This is a genomic window from Paucibacter sp. KBW04, from assembly GCF_003852425.1.
Classification (GTDB): Bacteria; Pseudomonadota; Gammaproteobacteria; order Burkholderiales; family Burkholderiaceae_C; genus Paucibacter_A.
Genome location: NZ_QAJN01000001.1, coordinates 355251 through 372865 on the forward strand (window position 1 = coordinate 355251; position 17615 = coordinate 372865).

Below are 17615 nucleotides of genomic sequence, written 5' to 3' on the forward strand. Positions count from 1 at the left end.
TGCCTTGGCGCAAGCCGCAGCTCAGGCAAAGCGGGCGGGGGAGGTGGGGGCTTTGAGTTCGGCAGGCGCGGCGCCAAGGCAACTGGGTGGGCGGCTCGTGGAAAGGCCGACGGGATCAGTGCAGGGAGGGGCCTAGCCATTGCTTGAGCAGGAGCAAAAGCTGCGACGCATCCAGAGGCTTGCGCAGCACCAGGAATCCGTCGCGTTCGGCCTGCTGCAATTCGGGCGAGGAAAACTCGCCGCTGATTATGGCGCCGCTGGCGTCGGGGCAGCGCGCGAACAGGGCTTTCAAGACCTCGACACCGCTATCGCCAGAGCGTAGGCGTTGGTCACACAAAATGGCTTGAGGTGCAAAGCCTTGCTCCAGCAAGGCGAAAGCCTCCTGCGCCGAACTGGCGCAGCGAGCTTCTATGCCCCAAGCCTGCATCAGACTCAGCCAGGCGGATGAGACCTGGGGGTCGTCCTCGACGATCAGGCAGTGCCCCTGCAGTGTCGGCGGTGTCAGCGCCTCGCCGATGGCCGGGGACAGGGTTTGGAGCGGCGCTGGTCGGCTCGCTGCTGGCAGTTGTATCCAGAAGCAGGAGCCACGCTTCTCTCGGGACTCCAGCCCATAGCTCGCGCCCATCAGCTTGGCACAACGCGCCACCACCGCCAGCCCCAGGCCATGGCCGGCACTGTCGAAATGCCAAGCCTGTTCGTGCCTGTAAAAAGGTGAGTAGACCTTGCTTTTGTCGTCGTCGGAGACGCCCATGCCGGTGTCCCAAACCTCCAACCGCCATTGATCGCCCCGACGCCGCGGCCCAAGCAGCACCCCGCCCTTGGTGGTGTAGCGCAAGGCGTTGTGGACCAGATTCACCAGGGATTGTTTGAGCAAAAGAGGATCAGCGGCCACTAGGCAGGGGGCTTTTGGAATGGCGGCGCGCAGGACCAGATGGCGGCTTTTTGCTTCTTCCCCGAAAAGGGTGGTCACTTCCTGCAGCAGGGGTTTGATGTTGACCGTTTGCAGTTGGACGTTGAGGGCGCCGCCTTCGATTCTGGACAAATCGAGCAGGGCGCTGAACATGCGGGTGATGGAGCGCACGCTGTAGCGCAGGTCCTTGAGTGGGGGCACCAGGCTGGGGTCTTGATTGCGGTGCGCGATGGATTCGATCAAAAAGCCCATGGCATGCACGGGTTGGCGGAGGTCGTGGCTGGCCGTGGAGAGGAATTGGTTCTTGGACTGCAGGGCCGACTCTGCCTCCTCCTTGGCCATGCGGTAGCGCTCGGCCAGCTGCTTGCTGTCTTCCTCAAGCTGCATGTACTTTACGAAGAACTGATGCGAGCTGATGGTGTGACGGTGGATGGTGACGACGTAGATCAGGCTGAGAAATAGCGTGGCCGGCCACTCCGAGCCGAAGACCCAAGGCGTGGCCAAAAGGCAAACGCCCCATGACATCAGAAAGAATCGATTGAAGGTGCCAATCTCGGGCGATTGATGGGTCGCATTGCCTGCAATCATGGCGGCTTGCGTGGTCAGCAACAGGTAGGCAAAGGCGCTTGGCACGCGTCCAGCGGTGAGGATGGACAGCAGGCTGACGCCAAGCCCGTGCAATAGCGCCAGGCGGTGAATAATCGGCAGCCATTTTTCCAGCGCCTGGCTGGCGGGCATTTGAATACCGTCTCTTTGAAAGGCTTGGGTCAGCGCAAGAACCCAGGCATTGCCGAGGGCGTAGGCCAGCAGCCAGACCCACATGGTCCTGAGATCGAGTTTGAGGACTCCCATCCAGATCAGGAAGGGGGCGCCCACAAAAGGCATGGCATGAACGCTGAAGGCCAGGCGCTTGAAGGCCATGCCCAGCAGCTGTAGGCGCGCTTGCTCGGGCAGCGTGTGCCGGGGCGCATTCCACAGCCTCTGTACGTGGCCGCGCCAGCGATCAAAATTCATGGGCCGGGCTTTGATTCAGCTTGCGGGTTGGGTCATGTCATTGAGTTGGGCTGTTCTCGCGCCGCGAAGTTAACAGGGCAGCGCCGCCCCCTCTGATCGGAGGCTAGCACTTTGTTTGCGGCGCTTGGAACCCTCCCGAAGTAGGGTTGGCCATGAAGGGGTTTAGCCTGTCAGCAAACTCAGGATCTCTTGCTCGCCACCAGGGTCTTGGGGCCTTGCACCTGCAGGCGCGGGCGATTGGCCTCTTCTTCCGTCAGCGGCTGAACTTCAACCAAGCTGGCTTGGCAGCGCAGGGTCAGGTCTTGATAGGTCTGCGTGCCCTGCAGCTTCCAACGGATTTCGTTTTCGGTGAGCTCGCGCATCACCTTGGCGGGCAGGCCGGCGATCAGGGACTTTTCGGGCAGCTTGAGCCCGGCGCGCACAAAGGCGCAGGCGGCCACGATGCTGTAGGCCCCCACCTCGGCCTCGTCCATCACCACCGCATTCATGCCGACCAAGGCGTCGTGGCGGATCACGCAGCCATGCAGCACGGCGCCGTGGCCGATATGGCCATTCGTTTCCACCAGCGTTTCCGAGTCCGGAAATCCGTGGATCACGCATGTGTCTTGAACATTGACACCTTCTTGCAGCACGATGCGTCCGAAGTCCGCACGCAAGGAGGCGCAGGGCCCGATATAGCAGCCGGGGCCGACGATCACATCGCCGATCAACACGGCTGTAGGGTGCACATAGCTACTTGGGTGAACCACGGGGGTGACGCCGTCGATGGCATAGCTGGGCATGGCAAAACTCGCTAATTTAGGGTTATCACTGAGGCGCCTGACTTGCGCTAAATCAAACACAAGCCTACGATCTACCGACCGGTCGGTCAAGAGTGTTGACATTTGCCGGTCCCCTGGATTGAAAACGGCATCACCGCTTGCAGCCAAGCGGCAGTGCATGAATTTGATCCCAAACCCCTCAGATTCCTAGCCAGAAGCAAGCCCCTAGCCATGCAAGAAACGCATATCCTGTCCAGCCAAGAAGGCGCGGTGCTGACCCTGACGCTGAACCGCCCGCAGGCCTTGAATGCCTTCACTTCCAGCATGCTGAGCGAATTGCGCCAGGCCCTGGATGCGGCGGCTGGTGATGCGGCGGTGCGCTGTGTGGTCATCACCGGCGCGGGGCGAGGCTTTTGCGCCGGCCAGGATTTGTCTGACCCCATGGTCAAGCCGCCCGAGGCCGCTGACGCGGATCAGTCGGCCAAGGACATCGGCCTCTTGCTGGACGGCTTCTACATTCCTCTGGCCCAGCGCGTGCGCAGCATGCCGGTGCCGGTGATCGCGGCGGTGAATGGTGTGGCAGCCGGTGCCGGTGCCAATTTCGCCCTGGGCTGCGATCTGGTGCTGGCCGGCAAGTCGGCCAGTTTCATCCAGGCTTTTTCCAAGATTGGCCTGGTGCCTGACTGCGGCGGCACCTGGTTGCTGCCCCGCCTAGTGGGCCGTGCCCGTGCCCTGCAACTGGCCTTGCTGGGTGAAAAGCTGTCGGCCGAGGCCGCGCAGTCCATGGGTCTGATCTACCAGTGCCTGCCCGATGAAGAATTGGCGAGCGCCGCTCAGGCCCTGGCTCAGCGCATGAGCCAGATGCCGGTGCGCGCCCTGGCCGAGACCCGCCGCGCCATCGACGCAGCTGGCTTGCTGGACTTTGACGATGCCTTGAAGCTGGAGGCCAAGTTGCAGAGCCAACAAGGCTTCAGCGCCGACTACAAGGAAGGCGTGCAGGCCTTTATGCAAAAGCGCGCACCCAAGTTCACCGACCGCTGAACGAGGCAAAAAAAGCCATGAATGCACAACAAATCGCTGAAGCGGTCAGGGATGGCATGTTTGCCAACGACCGCGCGTCCAAGGGTCTGGGCATGGAGATTCTGGCGATCGCGCCGGGCTCGGCCACCCTGGCCATGACGGTGACAGAGTCCATGCTCAATGGCTTTGACATCTGCCACGGCGGCTTCATCACCACATTGGCCGACTCGGCCTTTGCCTTCGCCTGCAACTCCTACAACGAGTTGACGGTGGCCTCGGGCTTTGCCATCGACATCGTGGCACCGTCCCGTCTGGGAGATCGGCTCAAAGCCGTTGCCCACGAGGTGTCGCTGGCCGGTCGTACCGGCGTTTACGACATCACCATCACCAATCAAATGGACGAACTGGTGGCCGTGTTCCGAGGCAAGTCCTATCGCATCAAGGGCAAGCCCGTGGTGCTCTTGCCCGTGCCACCCGTGCCCCCCGCGTCCGAGGAGACTGCTTGACCATGAGCGCGAAGATTCCTGCCCCCGGTGAGCTTGAGGCCATCGAGACCGCCAGCCGTGATGAATTGCAAGCCCTGCAGCTGCAGCGCCTGCGCTGGACCCTGAGCCATGCCTACGAAAACGTGCCGCATTACAAGGCAGCGTTCGACGCCAAAGGCGTGCACCCCAGTGATTTGAAGACCTTGGCTGATCTTGCCAAGTTCCCCTTCACCGGCAAGAAAGACCTGCGCGACAACTACCCCTTCGGCCTCTTCGCCGTGCCGCAAAACCAGGTCTCGCGCATCCATGCGTCCTCGGGCACCACCGGCAAGCCGACCGTGGTGGGCTATACCGCAAGGGACATCGACACCTGGGCGAATCTGGTCGCGCGCTCCATCCGCGCCGCCGGTGGCCGCGCGGGCGACATCATCCACATCGCCTATGGCTACGGCCTCTTTACCGGCGGTCTGGGCGCGCATTACGGCGCCGAGCGCCTGGGTTGCACCGTCATCCCCATGTCGGGCGGCCAGACCGAGAAGCAGGTTCAGCTGATCCAGGACTTCAAGCCCAAGATCATCATGGTCACGCCCAGCTATATGCAGGTGATCATCGAGGAGTTTGCTCGCCAAGGCCTGGATGCGAAAGAGTCCAGCTTGGAAGTAGGCATCTTCGGCGCCGAGCCCTGGACCGAGGCCATGCGCCGTGAGATCGAGGGCAAGGCCGGCATCGACGCGGTGGACATCTACGGCCTCTCCGAGGTGATGGGGCCAGGTGTTGCCAGCGAATGCGTGGAGAGCAAGGACGGCCCGGTGATCTGGGAAGACCATTTCTACCCCGAGATCATCGACCCCGAGACCGGCGAGGTGCTGCCCGACGGCGAGGAGGGCGAGCTGGTCTTCACCTCGCTGAGCAAGGAAGCCCTGCCCATCATCCGCTATCGCACCCGCGACCTGACCCGTTTGCTGCCGCCCACTTCACGCAGCATGCGCCGCATGGGCAAGATCGTCGGCCGCAGCGACGACATGCTGATCATCCGCGGCGTCAATATGTTCCCCACCCAGATCGAGGAGTTGGTGCTGCAAGAGCCCCAGCTCTCGGGCCAGTACCAGATCGTGGTCTCGCGCGAAGGCCCGCTGGACGCGGTGATCGTGCGCTGCGAGCTGCAACAAGCGGCCGTGGGTCAGGCTGATGTGTCGGCCATTGCCAAGTCTTTGCAACACCGCATCAAGACCTTGGTGGGCGTGTCCACCCGGGTCGAGATCGGCGCGCCCGACTCCATCGAGCGCACCCTGGTGGGCAAGGCCCGCCGTGTCGTGGATCAGCGTCCACGCTAAGAAAGAGATTTCAGGAGTAAGTCATGTACACCCAAGCCATGAGCGTCGGCCCTCAAGATGTGGCCGCCAAGGTCAAGAGCGCCGAGGAAGCCCAAAAGGAAGCCGCGTTCGAAGCCCGCATTGATGCGGGAGACTTCATCGAAGCCAAAGACTGGATGCCCGAGCATTACCGCAAGACCTTGGTGCGCCAGATCAGCCAGCACGCGCACTCCGAGATCGTCGGCATGCTGCCCGAGGGCAACTGGATCACCCGCGCGCCCACGCTCAAGCGCAAGGCGATTCTCTTGGCCAAGGTGCAAGACGAGGGCGGCCACGGCCTCTATCTTTACTCCGCCGCCGAGACCTTAGGGACAAGCCGCGACCAGATGCTGGACGCTTTGCATTCCGGCAAGGCCAAGTACAGCTCCATCTTCAACTACCCCACGCTGAGCTGGGCTGATATCGGCGTGATCGGCTGGCTGGTGGATGGCGCGGCCATCATGAACCAGGTGCCGCTGTGCCGCTGCTCTTTCGCGCCTTACGCTCGCGCCATGATTCGCGTTTGCCGCGAAGAAAGCTTCCACCAACGCCAGGGTTATGAGTCCCTGCTGGTGATGATGCGCGATGGCACGCCCGAGCAAAAAGCCATGGTGCAGGATGCGGTGAACCGCTGGTGGTGGCCTTCGCTGATGATGTTCGGCCCGGCCGACAAAGACTCGCCCAACTCCGAGCAATCCATGCGCTGGGGCATCAAGCGCATCTCCAACGACGATCTGCGCCAGAAGTTTGTGGACGCCACCATCCCTCAGGCCGAGGTGCTAGGCGTGACCGTGCCCGACGCCGATCTGAAGTGGAATGCCGAGACGGAGCACTACGACTTTGGCGCCATCGATTGGGCGGAGTTCTGGCGTGTGGTGGGCGGCGACGGCCCCTGCAACCGTGAGCGCCTGGCCGCCCGCGTCAAGGCCTGGGACGAAGGCGCTTGGGTGCGTGAAGCAGCCCTGGCCCATGCGAAGAAACAGTCACTCAAAGCCAAGGCCGCCTGAGCCTGCGCCCAGCAACAAGATCAAGGATTTAGCATCATGAGCGAAGCCCCTAAAACCCAGCCCAGCAGCCAGAACGAATGGCCTTTGTGGGAAGTCTTTGTCCGCAGCAAGGCCGGCCTGGACCACAAGCATTGCGGCAGCCTGCACGCCCCGGACGCCAAGATGGCGGTGCAGATGGCGCGTGAGGTCTACACCCGCCGCCAGGAAGGCACCAGCATCTGGGTGGTGCTGTCCAGCCAGATCGTGGCCTCGGACCCGGGCGAGAAGGGCATGTACTTCGACCCCATGGAAGACAAGGTTTACCGCCACCCCACGTTCTACGAACTCCCCGAGTCCGTGAACCATATGTGATCGAAAGTCCGTTTATGTCTACCGCTTCGATCCAAGTCGGCAACAAGGCCGATGTTCACTACCTGCTGCGCCTGGCCGATGCCTGCCTGATCCTCTCCCAGCGTCTGGGCGAGTGGTGCGGTCATGCGCCTATTCTTGAAGAAGACCTGGCCCTGTCCAATATGGCCCTGGACCTGGTGGGCCAGGCCCGCGGCCTGCTGACCCGTGCGGGCCAGCTCGACGGCCAAGGCCATGACGAAGACCAGCTCGCCTTTTTGCGCGACGAGCGCCAGTACTTCAACCCGGTCTTGATGGAGTTGCCCAATAGCGCCAGCGGCAATCAACAGCCGGGCGACTTCGCCTTTACCCAGCTGCGCAACTTCGCCGTGGCGACCTGGTTGCAGCTGCTGTGGCATGAACTGCAAAGCTCCAGCGACGCCGAGGTGGCTGCGATTGCCGCCAAGGCCGTCAAGGAAGCGCGTTACCAGCAGCAGCATGCGGCCGATTGGGTCGTTCGCCTGGGCGACGGCACCGACGAGTCCGCCGCCAAGATGCGTGCGGCCCTGGCCGTGCTCTGGCCTTACTTCAACGAGCTGTTTGCCGACGACGCCATCAGCGCGGCCGCCGCGGCCCAAGGCCTGGGCCCGCAATGGTCCAGCTTGCAGCCCCAGTGGCAGGCGCAGATGAACGAGATCCTGGCCGAGGCCGGTTTGGCCCACCCCAAACCCAGCGCCTACGTCCCCTCGGGCATTCTCGGCATCCATAGCGAGCATATGGGCCATCTGCTGGCCGAGATGCAGTATCTGCAGCGCGCCTACCCCGGCGGCAAGTGGTAATCATGCAAGAAGTGCAATCCTCCTCCTGTGGCCGCCTGGAAGCGGCCTGGGAGGTCTTGCGCCAGATCCCCGACCCCGAGGTGCCGGTGATCTCGCTGTGGGAGCTGGGCATTGTGCGGGACCTGCGCGAAACCGCTGGCGGCCTGGAGGTGGTGCTGACGCCCACTTACAGCGGCTGCCCGGCCACCGAATTGATTCAGGACGATGTGCGCGCCGCCCTGGCGCGCTTTGGTACGGTCGAGATCATTTTGCAAAGAGCCCCGGCCTGGACGACGGACTGGATCAGCGAGGCCGGGCGCGAGAAGCTGCGCGCCTATGGCATCGCGCCTCCCGGCCGTGTGCTGGACGCTGGCGAGCAGCCGATACGCCTGGTACATCGCGCCTCGCTGACGCAACTGGCCTGCCCGCGCTGTGGCAGCGCGAACACCGAGAAGCTCTCGGCCTTTGGCTCCACGGCCTGCAAGGCGCTGTACCGCTGCCTGGCCTGCCGCGAGCCCTTTGAATACTTCAAACCCATTTAAAAACCATGAGCTTGCATTTTCATCCCCTGAAAGTTCGTGCGGTAACGGCTGACACGGACGAGAGCGTCGTCGTCAGCTTCGAGGTCCCGGCCGATCAGCGCGAGACCTTTCGCTTCACCCAGGGGCAATACCTGACCCTGCGCCATGACGTGAACGGCCAGGACCTGCGCCGCTCCTACTCCATCTGCGCGGGCGTGGATGACGACGAGCTGCGCGTGGGTGTGCGCAAGGTCGAAGGCGGCGCCTTCTCGACCTGGGTGCATGACTCGCTCAAGGCCGGCGATGTGCTGGAGAGCTACCCACCCCAAGGCCGTTTCTGCCCGGTGGCCTTGGAGCCCACGAGCGAGCGTCACTATGTGGGCATCGCCGCGGGTTCGGGCATCACGCCGATTCTGTCCATCATGAAGTCGGTGCTGGCGCGTGAGCCCAAGAGCCGCTTTACCCTGATCTACGGCAATCGCCGTCCGGCCTCGACCATGTTCAAGGAAGAGATCGAGGACTTGAAGAACCAGTACATGACGCGGTTGTCCCTGCATCATGTGTTCTCGCGCGAGCTGGTGGATTCGCCCCTCTTGGCCGGCCGCCTGGACCAGGCCAAGATTGGCGAGTTTTTGCAAAGCGTTTTGCCTGTGGCCAGCATCGACCATGTCTTCGTCTGCGGCCCCTTCGAGATGAATGAGGCGGTGGAGCAGGCCTTGCGCACTGCCGGCCTGGCCGAGGAGCGCATCCATATCGAACGCTTTGGCACGCCCGAGACGCAGGCCGGCAAGCCTGCACCTCATGCGGTCTTGGCCGGAGACGCCGATGCGGCCAAGGTGCTGGTGATTCGCGACGGCATCAGCCGCGAGATCGAGTTCGCCAAGACCGACGCCAGCCTGCTGGACGCCGCAGCCCGCGCCGGCATGGACGTGCCTTTTTCCTGCAAGAGCGGGGTCTGCTCGACCTGCCGCTGCAAGCTGCTGGAAGGCGAGGTGCGCATGGACAAGAACTTCGCCCTGGACAAGCATGAGGTGGCAGCCGGCTTCATCCTCAGCTGCCAAGCTCATGCGCTGACCCCGCGTGTCGTCATCTCTTTCGACGAACGCTGAGCCTGGGGCACACTGGCGGCCCATCAGCAAACGACGAGAAAAAAACAGCATGGCCAGAGGACGCGCCCCGGGTTTTGAGAATCAGCGAGAAGAAATTCTGGCCGCCGCGGCGCGCCTGTTTGCCCACCATGGCTATGCCGGTACCTCGATGAATGCGGTGGCCGAGGCCTGCGAGGTCTCCAAGCCGACGCTGTACCACTATGTGAAGGACAAGCAGGAGTTGTTGGGCCAGATCTGCGAGACCCATGTGCAAGGCCTGGCCCGCCTGGTGGACGAGGTGAAGGCGCAGCAGTTGGCGCCCGAGGCCCATCTGCGCGCCCTGATCGCACGTTTTGTGCAAAGCTATGGCGAGGCACAAAACCAGCACCGGGTCTTGACCGAGGATGTGAAGTTCCTGGGCGAGGCCGATCAAGAGCGCCTGCTGCTGATCGAGCGCCAGGTGGTGGGCGCTTTTGCCGATGCGGTGGCGGCCCTGCGGCCCGAGCTGCAGGCGGCGAAGCTGCACAAGCCCCTGACCATGCTTTTGTTCGGCATGATCAACTGGACCTTCACCTGGCTCAAGCCCGATGGCGATTTGAGTTACGAGGATATGGCCCCCATGGTGGCCGATCTGTTCTTTGGTGGCCTGGGCGCGGTGCAGGCGCAGCCCGCCGCGGCGCCAAGCAAGGTGGTGCGCAAGCCTCGCAAGAGTTTGCAAGCCTCCTGAAGGCTTGGCCCCTCAGTATTCGTTTTGGTCTTTATTCGTTCATTCGGTCCGTTAGTCAATCAAACCTAGACAGGAGACAAGCACAATGAAACTCAAGAACTTGACGAAGAAGTCTTTGCTGGCCTTGAGCCTCGGCGCCGGCTTGGTCAGCGCCGCCCTGGCCGACATCAATGTGGGCGTGACCGTCTCGGCCACCGGCCCGGCCGCCTCGCTGGGCATCCCAGAGAAGAACACCATCAGCCTGATGCCCACCACCATCGGCGGGCAGAAGATCAACTACATCGTGCTGGACGACGCCTCGGACACCACGGCCGCCGTGTCCAACACCCGCAAGCTGATCAGCGAGCACAAAGTCGATGTGGTGATCGGCTCCACCGTGACGCCCAATTCACTCGCCATGATCGACGCGGTGGTGGAGGGCAGCACGCCCATGATCTCCATGGCCGCCTCGGCCCGCATCGTCGAGCCGGTCGACAATAAAAAGCGCTGGGTTTTCAAGACCCCGCAGAACGACATCATGATGGCCCTGGCCATCGTCCAGCACATGGCCGCGGCCGGTGTGAAGACGGCCGGCTATATCGGTTTTGCCGATGCCTACGGCGAAGGCTGGTTCAATGAGTTCAGCAAGATTGCCGCCATCAAGGGTGTGCAGATCGTGGCCTCCGAGCGCTACAACCGCACCGACACCTCGGTCACCGGCCAGGTGCTCAAGGTCTTGGCCGCCAAGCCCGATGCGGTGCTGATCGGTGGCTCCGGCACGCCGGCCGTGCTGCCGCAAAAGACGCTGAAGGAACGCGGCTACACCGGCAAGTTTTATCAAACCCACGGTGTGGCCAATAACGACTTCCTGCGGGTAGGTGGCAAGGATGTGGAAGGCACCTTCCTGCCCTCCGGCCCGGTGCTGGTGGCGGCGCAGCTGCCGGCCGATCATCCGGTCAAGAAGAGCGCGCTGGACTACATCGCCAAGTACGAGGGCGCGTTTGGCAAGGGCAATGTGTCGACCTTTGGTGGCCATGCCTGGGATGCCGGCCTGCTGCTGCAAGCCGCCGTGCCTGCGGCCTTGAAGAAAGCCCAGCCCGGCACGCCCGCCTTCCGCGCCGCCCTGCGTGATGCGCTGGAAAGCGTCAAGGAAATGCCCGGTGCCCACGGCGTGTTCACCATGTCGCCCACCGACCATCTGGGTCTGGACCAGCGCGCGCGCGTGATGGTCAAGATTGAGAAGGGCACCTGGAAATACCAACCCTAATCGCGCCGCCGCTGGGCTAAGCTCAAGCCGATCTTGGGCCTTGCAGTGCTCGCCGTACAGGAAGTACGGCTGCGCGCTTCAGACCCAATCTCGGCTCGCTCGCGACGCCCCTCGGCGGCCCGATCCGTTTGTCAATGACGGCCTCTGCGATTCGTAGAGCCAATACTTAGTTTGAGATCCGCCATGAGCGTCACCCCTCCCATTCTTCAAAGCCTGATTGCCAATCGTTGGGTTGGCAGCCAAGCGGCGCGTGCGCTGCACAGCGCCATCAACGGTCATGCGGTGGCGCTCACCCATGCGGACGAAATCGACTTTGGCGAGAGCCTGGCATTCGCCCGTGGCCAGGCCTTGCCCGCGCTGCTGAAGCTGGACTTTCAGCAGCGCGCTGCTTTGCTCAAAGCCCTGGCCACTTATCTGCTGGAGCGCAAAGAGGGGCTGTACGCCATCTCGGCCCATACCGGCGGCACTCGCAGCGATAACTGGATCGATATCGAGGGCGGCATCGGCACCTTGTTCGCCTACGCCAGCATGGGCCGCCGCGAGCTGCCCTCCAGCAATGTGTTTCACGAAGGCCCGGCCATCCCGCTGAGCAAGGAAGGCCAGTTCATCGGCTCCCACATCCTCGCGCCTAAGCGCGGCGTGGCGGTGCACATCAATGCCTTCAACTTCCCCATGTGGGGCATGTTGGAAAAGTTCGCGCCCAGCTTCCTGGCCGGCATGCCTTGCATCGTCAAGCCCGCCACCGCCACCTCTTTTGTGGCCGAGGCCTGCGTGCGCCTGATTCATGAGAGCGGCCTCCTGCCGGCGGGCAGCTTGCAGCTGATCGTGGGCGGCTCCGGCGATCTGCTGGACCGTTTGGAAGAGACCGATGTGGTCACTTTCACCGGCTCGGCCGACACCGCCGCCATGCTGCGGGTCAACAAGAATTTGATTGCCCGCTCCATCCCCTTCAACGGCGAAGCGGACAGCCTGAACTGCGCCATCCTGGCCCCCGATGTGGAGGCCGGTGACCCCGAGTTCGAGCTCTTCATCAAGGAAGTGGCGCGCGAGATGACGGCCAAGACCGGCCAGAAGTGCACGGCCATCCGCCGCGCCTTTGTGCCCGCTCGCCATATCGACGCCGTCGCCGACGCCCTGCGCGCGCGCCTGGCCAAGATCAAGGTCGGCGACCCGTCCGTGGAAGGCGTGCGCATGGGCGCCCTGGCTTCCCTGGCCCAGCAGGCCGACGTCGTCGAGCGCGTGGCCCTGCTGAGCGCTGGCAATGAAGTGGTTTTTGGTGCCAAGGACGGCTTCGCCCCGGTGGGTGAGGGCGTGAGTGGCGGTGCCTTCTTCTCGCCCACCTTGCTGCTGTGCCGCGATCCTTTCGCCAACCAGCAGGTGCACAACTTGGAAGCCTTCGGCCCCGTCTCAACTTTGATGCCTTATCAAGAGCTGGACGAAGCCTTGAGCCTGGCGGCCAAGGGACGTGGCAGCCTGGTCGGTTCGGTGGTTACCAAGACCCCGGCCATCGCGGCGCAGGCGGTCTATCACGCGGCGGCTTTCCATGGCCGCATCCTGGTGCTGGACCGCGATGCCGCCAAGGAATCGACCGGTCACGGCTCACCCCTGCCTCAGCTCAAGCATGGCGGCCCAGGCCGCGCGGGTGGTGGCGAGGAGTTGGGCGGCATCCGTTCGGTCAAGCACTATCTGCAGCGCTGCGCGGTGCAGGGCAGCCCCACCATGATCAGCGCCATCACCGGCGAGTACCAGCGCGGCGCCAAGGTGCAGGAAGACGCCGTCCATCCCTTCCGTAAGTACTTTGAAGAGATCCAGATTGGTGACTCGCTGCTGACGCATCGCCGCACGGTCAGCGAGGCCGATATCGTCAACTTCGGTGGCGTCTCGGGCGACTACTTCTATATGCACTTCGACGAAGTGGCGGCCAAGGACACGCAGTTCGGCCAGCGCATCGCGCACGGCTACTTTGTGCTGTCGGCCGCCGCCGGCTTGTTCGTCTCACCCGCGCCCGGCCCAGTCTTGGCCAACTACGGCTTGGACACCTTGCGCTTTGTGAACCCGGTGGCGATTGGCGACACCATCCAGGCCCGTCTGACCTGCAAGCGGCGCATTGACCGAGGCAATCGCCCCGATCAACCCCCGCAAGGCGTGGTGGCCTGGGACGTGCAGGTGATGAACCAGCGCGGCGAGTTGGTGGCCAGCTATGACATCCTGACTCTGGTGGCCAAGAAGCCCGCCTGACTGGTCTGGGAGGGCAGATGTTCGTGATACCTTCAGGCGCATGAGTACCGAACAAATCACCGACATCTGCCTCAACGACGAAGACACCTGGGTGCAGGAACCCCGCCTCTGGCGCGACGAGCGCTGGACCGCCCAGATCATCAAGAACGAAGACGACGAGGGCTGGGCCGTGGCCATGACTCTGGCCGGCGAGCAAGAGCCCGCCTTGGTCGGCCCCTGGACCATGGGGCGCGACAAAAAGAACCCCAAGCCCCTGGATGTGAACGCCTTTCACACCCTGGTCAAAACCGCCTCCGAGGTCCTGCGCCGCCACGAGCAGCAGCTGCATGCGCGCCTGCACAAGAGCTTGAAGCTGGATGTGGAGCAGGGGCGGGTGCAGGTCTTGTTCGACATCGTGCCCGATGAAGACAACCCCTATGCCACGCTGAGCGCCAAGAATGAGGCGGGCGAATTGCTGGCCCAGCTGCGCGTGGGCGCGGGCTTCAAGTTCACCGAAAGCTCGGCCCGTCAGTGGGTGGAGAGCGATTTTTCCCGGCCCGACTCGGGCGGAGACTGAGGCCGGCCCATCCGCCCGTCGGCTTCGTCCCGCCTCCTTCGTCTTCTCTACTAGGTAGCGCCTCTGCGCTGCGCGCCCTGTTGTGCCGCACGCAGCAGGGCTTGCATCAGCAGTTCCGACGACATGGGTTTGCGCAAGGTCGGCACGCCGGCCAGCGCGTCGAGCAAGGACAGATCGGCCGTCTCCCCGGAGAACACCACCATGGCCGAATCCAGGCCATGGTCTATCAAAGCCTGGCGCACATCGACGGCGGTGCGGCCGTTGGGCAGGCGGTAGTCGCTCAGCACCACCTCGGGCACACGTTCCAAGGCGTCCAGCGCCGCTTCAAAGCACTCATAACTGGCGAAGGCCTCGCAGCAGATGTGCAAGGACTGCAGCAGACGCAAGGTGGTCATGCGCACCAGCTCATCGTCTTCGACCAGCAGGGTGTAGAGGCCGCTGGGCCCGAGCTCGGGGCTCAGGCTGGCGCTGGGGTGGGCCTCATCGCCGGTCGGCAATGCGAGTTGCTCACTCGTCGCTGAGCAGGGCAAAAGCAGGGAGAAGCAGCTGCCTTGATCTGGTTCCGACTGCACTTGCAGGCGGTGACCGGGCAGCAAGGCCGTCAGCGCCCGCACAATGGTCAAACCCAGGCCCACGCCTTTGTCGCCCTGGGCCAGGTGGTTGTTGGCCTGGAAGAAGGGCTGGAAGATGCTGCCTTGCTCCAGCAGCTTGGGCGTGATGCCCAGGCCATTGTCCTGCACCGAGATGCGGTAGTCCTCACCCTCACGCGCCACGCTCAGTCGCACAAAGGCCGCCACCTCGTCCGAGCCGCGCCGGTATTTGGCGCCGTTGCTGATCAGATTGACCAGGATGCGGCGCAGGAACAAGGGGTCGCTGCGCACCCAGAGTTCGCGCTGCTCTGACCCATCGGCCAAGGGCAGGCGGAGTTGGAAGTCGACCTTGAATTGCTCGGCCAGGCCTTGGACCTCGGCGGCGATTTGGCTCAATTCTTGGCGCAAGTCCACTTGTTTCAGGACAGGCTGCACCCGACCGGACTCCAGCTGCGAGATGTCGAGAATGGCCGACAGCTGCTCCTGCATGGACAAAATGGCGCGGCGTGAGAGGTCCAGCAGCTCCAGCGCGTCGGCACGCTCATTGTTCTTGATGGCGATGGTGACCGGCACCAGGGCGTTGACGATGGCCTGCACCGGCTGGCGCAAATCATGCACCGCGTTGGCGATGAATTGCGATTTCTCGCTGCTGCGCTGTTCGGCATCGTGGCGCAAGCGTTCCTTCAACTCGATCACCGCTTCCAGCCGCGCCTGGGCTTCGCGGCTGGAGGCGGCCAGGGCCTCGTTGAGCACTTGCAGATCGGCCCCATGTTTGGCCGCCGCCTGGTTGCGCAACTCCAGCATATGGTGGGTGGCGAAGGTGCGGCGGGCCATGATTTCAATCAGTTGGCAGACCGCGCAGCCAATCAACATACTGGCCACGATATAGACCGAAAAACCGATGGGGTAGGGCAGCAAGGCCTTGGTGTCGATCGGGCCTTGGCTGGGGTGGCGGTACAGCCAGACCATGGTGGCAAAACACATCAAGGTCTGCACCGCTGTCATCAAGATGGCGGCCTTGACCCGAATGCAGTACAGCCCCGAGCAGGCGGCCACGATCACCAGCATGCCGGCAACGAAATAGTCCTGCCCATGGGGNNNNGGGGCCGGGCGCCATCAGGGTTAAGAGGCATTGGCCGCCAAAAGTCAGGCAGCCACCCAACACCACAAAGTGGTCGGAGTATTTGGAGCCCTGCATGGGGCTGGAAGCGGAGAAGTGCAGCCAGTGCAAAAAACACTGCAGGCCGAAGATGGCGATGCGCAAGGCATTCATCGGGCCGGCCACCTCGGCATAGCCGGGGCTGTTGTGCAGCAGCAGATAGTCCCAGAGCAGAAAAGACAGCCACAGCAAGAAGCCGGTCCAGCTGATGGTCCGCCGCAAAGGCATCACCCGGGCATCGAACTCGGCGTGAAATGCTTGCTCAAGAACAGGGGGAAAAGGCTTTTGGAACCTCAGCGCCGCCAATGCGGGGTAGTCCACATTGCTTGCGGCTGCCGCCATCGTCTGCGTGTCAGAGGCTTCAGACATGGGGCTTGGAGCGGCGTTTGGGCGAGTGCGCGCGAGCGCAGGGCAGGAATGGGCTTGGCCCAGTAAAGCACGGGGCTGGACGCGGAGTCCAGGGTGGCATTTGAGGCTCCCCCTAGCTTGCGGGGGGGGGGGGGGGGGGGGAGGGTAGGCGTGGGCCTACTCGGCCGCGGCCTTGGCCGCCGCGTTCTTCAGATCGGCCCGGCGGGCGCCGGTGAAGCGCTTGGACCAGTAGGCCTCGCGCATATCTTCCACCCGCACGGCACCGCCGACGCGGGGTGAGTGGATGAACTTGCCTTCGCCCACATAGATGCCCACGTGCGAGAAGGTCCGGCGCATGGTGTTGAAGAACACCAAGTCGCCCGGCTTGAGCTCTTCTTTCTTGACCTGCAAGAGGCTGGGCAGCTTGGCTTGCTCGTCGGCGCGGCGGGGCAGGATCAGGCCCACGCTGTTCTCAAAGATGTGGCGGGTGAAGCCGCTGCAATCGAAGCCGGTTTCGGCGCTATTGCCGCCACGGGTGTAGCGCACGCCCAGAAAGTTCATGGCCGACAGCACCATGTCCGAAGCGCCGTCCCGCACCTGGTTCAGGAGCTTGCTGGATTCACCCTGGGCTTGCGCCAGCAGGCCACGTTCTTGCAGAAAGCGGCTGACCGGGTCGTTGGCATTGGCCGCGGTCGGCCCGCCGTCCAGGCTGGCGAGGGGCGGCAGGTTGGCGTCCATCGCCTTGGCCTGGGCCGAGGGTGCCGGGCTGTCTGGCAAGGTCTGGGTGTTGGCCGTGCTTGGGTTGCTTGAATTCTTGGGCTTGTTGCCAGCAGTGGCGGCCACTCCTCCTTGCAAAAGGCTTTGCCCCCAGGCCCCGGTCATGGTGCCGGGCGGCGGGGTTTTGCTGGCGCTATTGCTTTGTTGGGCCAGCGCCGCCGTGCTCAGCAATCCCAGTGCACAAGCCAGCAAGACGGGCCGGGCGAAAGCTTTCCCCACGCGGCCCGTGGGCTTGCATGAAGAAGGGTTTGATTGAGGGAGCAGGTTGCGGGCGTCGAGCATAGGTTCGGCGCGCAGCTTAGGGGGCGGCTGTCGAGAGTGTCAAGCAATGTGGCGATGACCGAGGGAAAGTCCGAGAGGGATGCCAGGCCCCCGGTCGAGATCGCATCAAAAGTACAAGGATTGGCCCCGATTTGAACACAGGCCTTGCGCTGGGCCGCCGAGCGCCAGGCCCGAATTGCTGTGCTTTGTGTAATCCTTGGCCTGTTCTTGCCGCAGATCAAGCGCGAGTTCCGGTGTTTTGCCCGAATTTCCCGGGACTTGCCAGCAGCGAACCCTTGGGCCCCTGGGGGAGGGCGGATTTTGCTTGTCCCACCTTTTGTCACCGATGGGAACCATTGCTGACCCACAATGGCGGGCGGTGAATCGCACCGAATTTTGCTTTCAAGGGG

General features: G+C 63.3%; 16 protein-coding genes. 12 read left to right on the top strand and 4 right to left on the bottom strand.

Annotation, left to right across the window (positions count from 1 at the left end):
• Window positions 1-115: 115 nt before the first annotated feature.
• Window positions 116-1924: a hybrid sensor histidine kinase/response regulator gene (locus tag DBR47_RS01600; protein ID WP_124446235.1), complete on the bottom strand. Its 1809-nt coding sequence runs from the start codon at window positions 1922-1924 to the stop codon at window positions 116-118.
• Between the two features lie 179 nt (window positions 1925-2103).
• Window positions 2104-2706, bottom strand: a complete 603-nt coding sequence (locus DBR47_RS01605) for a phenylacetic acid degradation protein PaaY (protein WP_124446236.1) — start codon at window positions 2704-2706, stop codon at window positions 2104-2106.
• Window positions 2707-2916: 210 nt separating this feature from the next.
• On the opposite strand from DBR47_RS01605, the gene DBR47_RS01610 reads away from it, so the two are divergent.
• The 12 genes from DBR47_RS01610 to DBR47_RS01665 all read left to right on the top strand — a co-directional run bounded on the left by DBR47_RS01610 (window position 2917) and on the right by DBR47_RS01665 (window position 14070).
• Entirely contained in the window at window positions 2917-3726 is an 810-nt protein-coding gene (locus tag DBR47_RS01610) for an enoyl-CoA hydratase-related protein (protein WP_124446237.1), read from the top strand.
• Between the two features lie 17 nt (window positions 3727-3743).
• A complete protein-coding gene (gene paaI, locus DBR47_RS01615; protein WP_124446238.1) occupies window positions 3744-4211 on the top strand; it encodes a hydroxyphenylacetyl-CoA thioesterase PaaI in 468 nt (155 codons plus the stop codon).
• Window positions 4212-4213: 2 nt separating this feature from the next.
• The gene (gene paaK / locus DBR47_RS01620) at window positions 4214-5524 is read left to right on the top strand and encodes a phenylacetate--CoA ligase PaaK (protein ID WP_124446239.1); all 1311 of its coding nucleotides are present in this window, start codon (window positions 4214-4216) and stop codon (window positions 5522-5524) included.
• 23 nt (window positions 5525-5547) lie between these two features.
• Window positions 5548-6549 carry a 1,2-phenylacetyl-CoA epoxidase subunit PaaA gene (gene paaA / locus DBR47_RS01625; RefSeq protein WP_124446240.1) on the top strand — a complete coding sequence of 334 codons (1002 nt, stop codon included), beginning with the start codon at window positions 5548-5550 and terminating at the stop codon, window positions 6547-6549.
• Window positions 6550-6585: 36 nt separating this feature from the next.
• Window positions 6586-6900, top strand: a complete 315-nt coding sequence (paaB, locus tag DBR47_RS01630) for a 1,2-phenylacetyl-CoA epoxidase subunit PaaB (protein WP_124446241.1) — start codon at window positions 6586-6588, stop codon at window positions 6898-6900.
• Window positions 6901-6914: 14 nt separating this feature from the next.
• Entirely contained in the window at window positions 6915-7715 is an 801-nt protein-coding gene (gene paaC, locus DBR47_RS01635; protein WP_124446242.1) for a 1,2-phenylacetyl-CoA epoxidase subunit PaaC, read from the top strand.
• Between the two features lie 2 nt (window positions 7716-7717).
• On the top strand, window positions 7718-8236 hold the full coding sequence (gene paaD / locus DBR47_RS01640) for a 1,2-phenylacetyl-CoA epoxidase subunit PaaD (RefSeq protein WP_124446243.1): 519 nt from the start codon (window positions 7718-7720) through the stop codon (window positions 8234-8236).
• A 5-nt stretch (window positions 8237-8241) separates the two neighbouring features.
• Entirely contained in the window at window positions 8242-9324 is a 1083-nt protein-coding gene (gene paaE, locus DBR47_RS01645) for a 1,2-phenylacetyl-CoA epoxidase subunit PaaE (RefSeq protein ID WP_124446244.1), read from the top strand.
• 49 nt (window positions 9325-9373) lie between these two features.
• Entirely contained in the window at window positions 9374-10030 is a 657-nt protein-coding gene (locus DBR47_RS01650) for a TetR/AcrR family transcriptional regulator (protein WP_124446245.1), read from the top strand.
• Between the two features lie 85 nt (window positions 10031-10115).
• Window positions 10116-11276 carry an ABC transporter substrate-binding protein gene (locus DBR47_RS01655; RefSeq protein ID WP_124446246.1) on the top strand — a complete coding sequence of 387 codons (1161 nt, stop codon included), beginning with the start codon at window positions 10116-10118 and terminating at the stop codon, window positions 11274-11276.
• A 183-nt stretch (window positions 11277-11459) separates the two neighbouring features.
• A complete protein-coding gene (gene paaZ / locus DBR47_RS01660; RefSeq protein ID WP_124446247.1) occupies window positions 11460-13514 on the top strand; it encodes a phenylacetic acid degradation bifunctional protein PaaZ in 2055 nt (684 codons plus the stop codon).
• A 40-nt stretch (window positions 13515-13554) separates the two neighbouring features.
• On the top strand, window positions 13555-14070 hold the full coding sequence (locus DBR47_RS01665) for a hypothetical protein (RefSeq protein WP_124446248.1): 516 nt from the start codon (window positions 13555-13557) through the stop codon (window positions 14068-14070).
• A 50-nt stretch (window positions 14071-14120) separates the two neighbouring features.
• On the opposite strand, the gene DBR47_RS01670 is transcribed toward DBR47_RS01665, so the two are convergent.
• A complete protein-coding gene (locus DBR47_RS01670) occupies window positions 14121-15728 on the bottom strand; it encodes a hybrid sensor histidine kinase/response regulator (RefSeq protein WP_124446249.1) in 1608 nt (535 codons plus the stop codon).
• Window positions 15729-16344: 616 nt separating this feature from the next.
• Window positions 16345-17163, bottom strand: coding sequence for a C40 family peptidase (locus tag DBR47_RS01675; protein ID WP_370454853.1), 819 nt, complete (start codon window positions 17161-17163; stop codon window positions 16345-16347).
• Window positions 17164-17615: the final 452 nt, after the last annotated feature.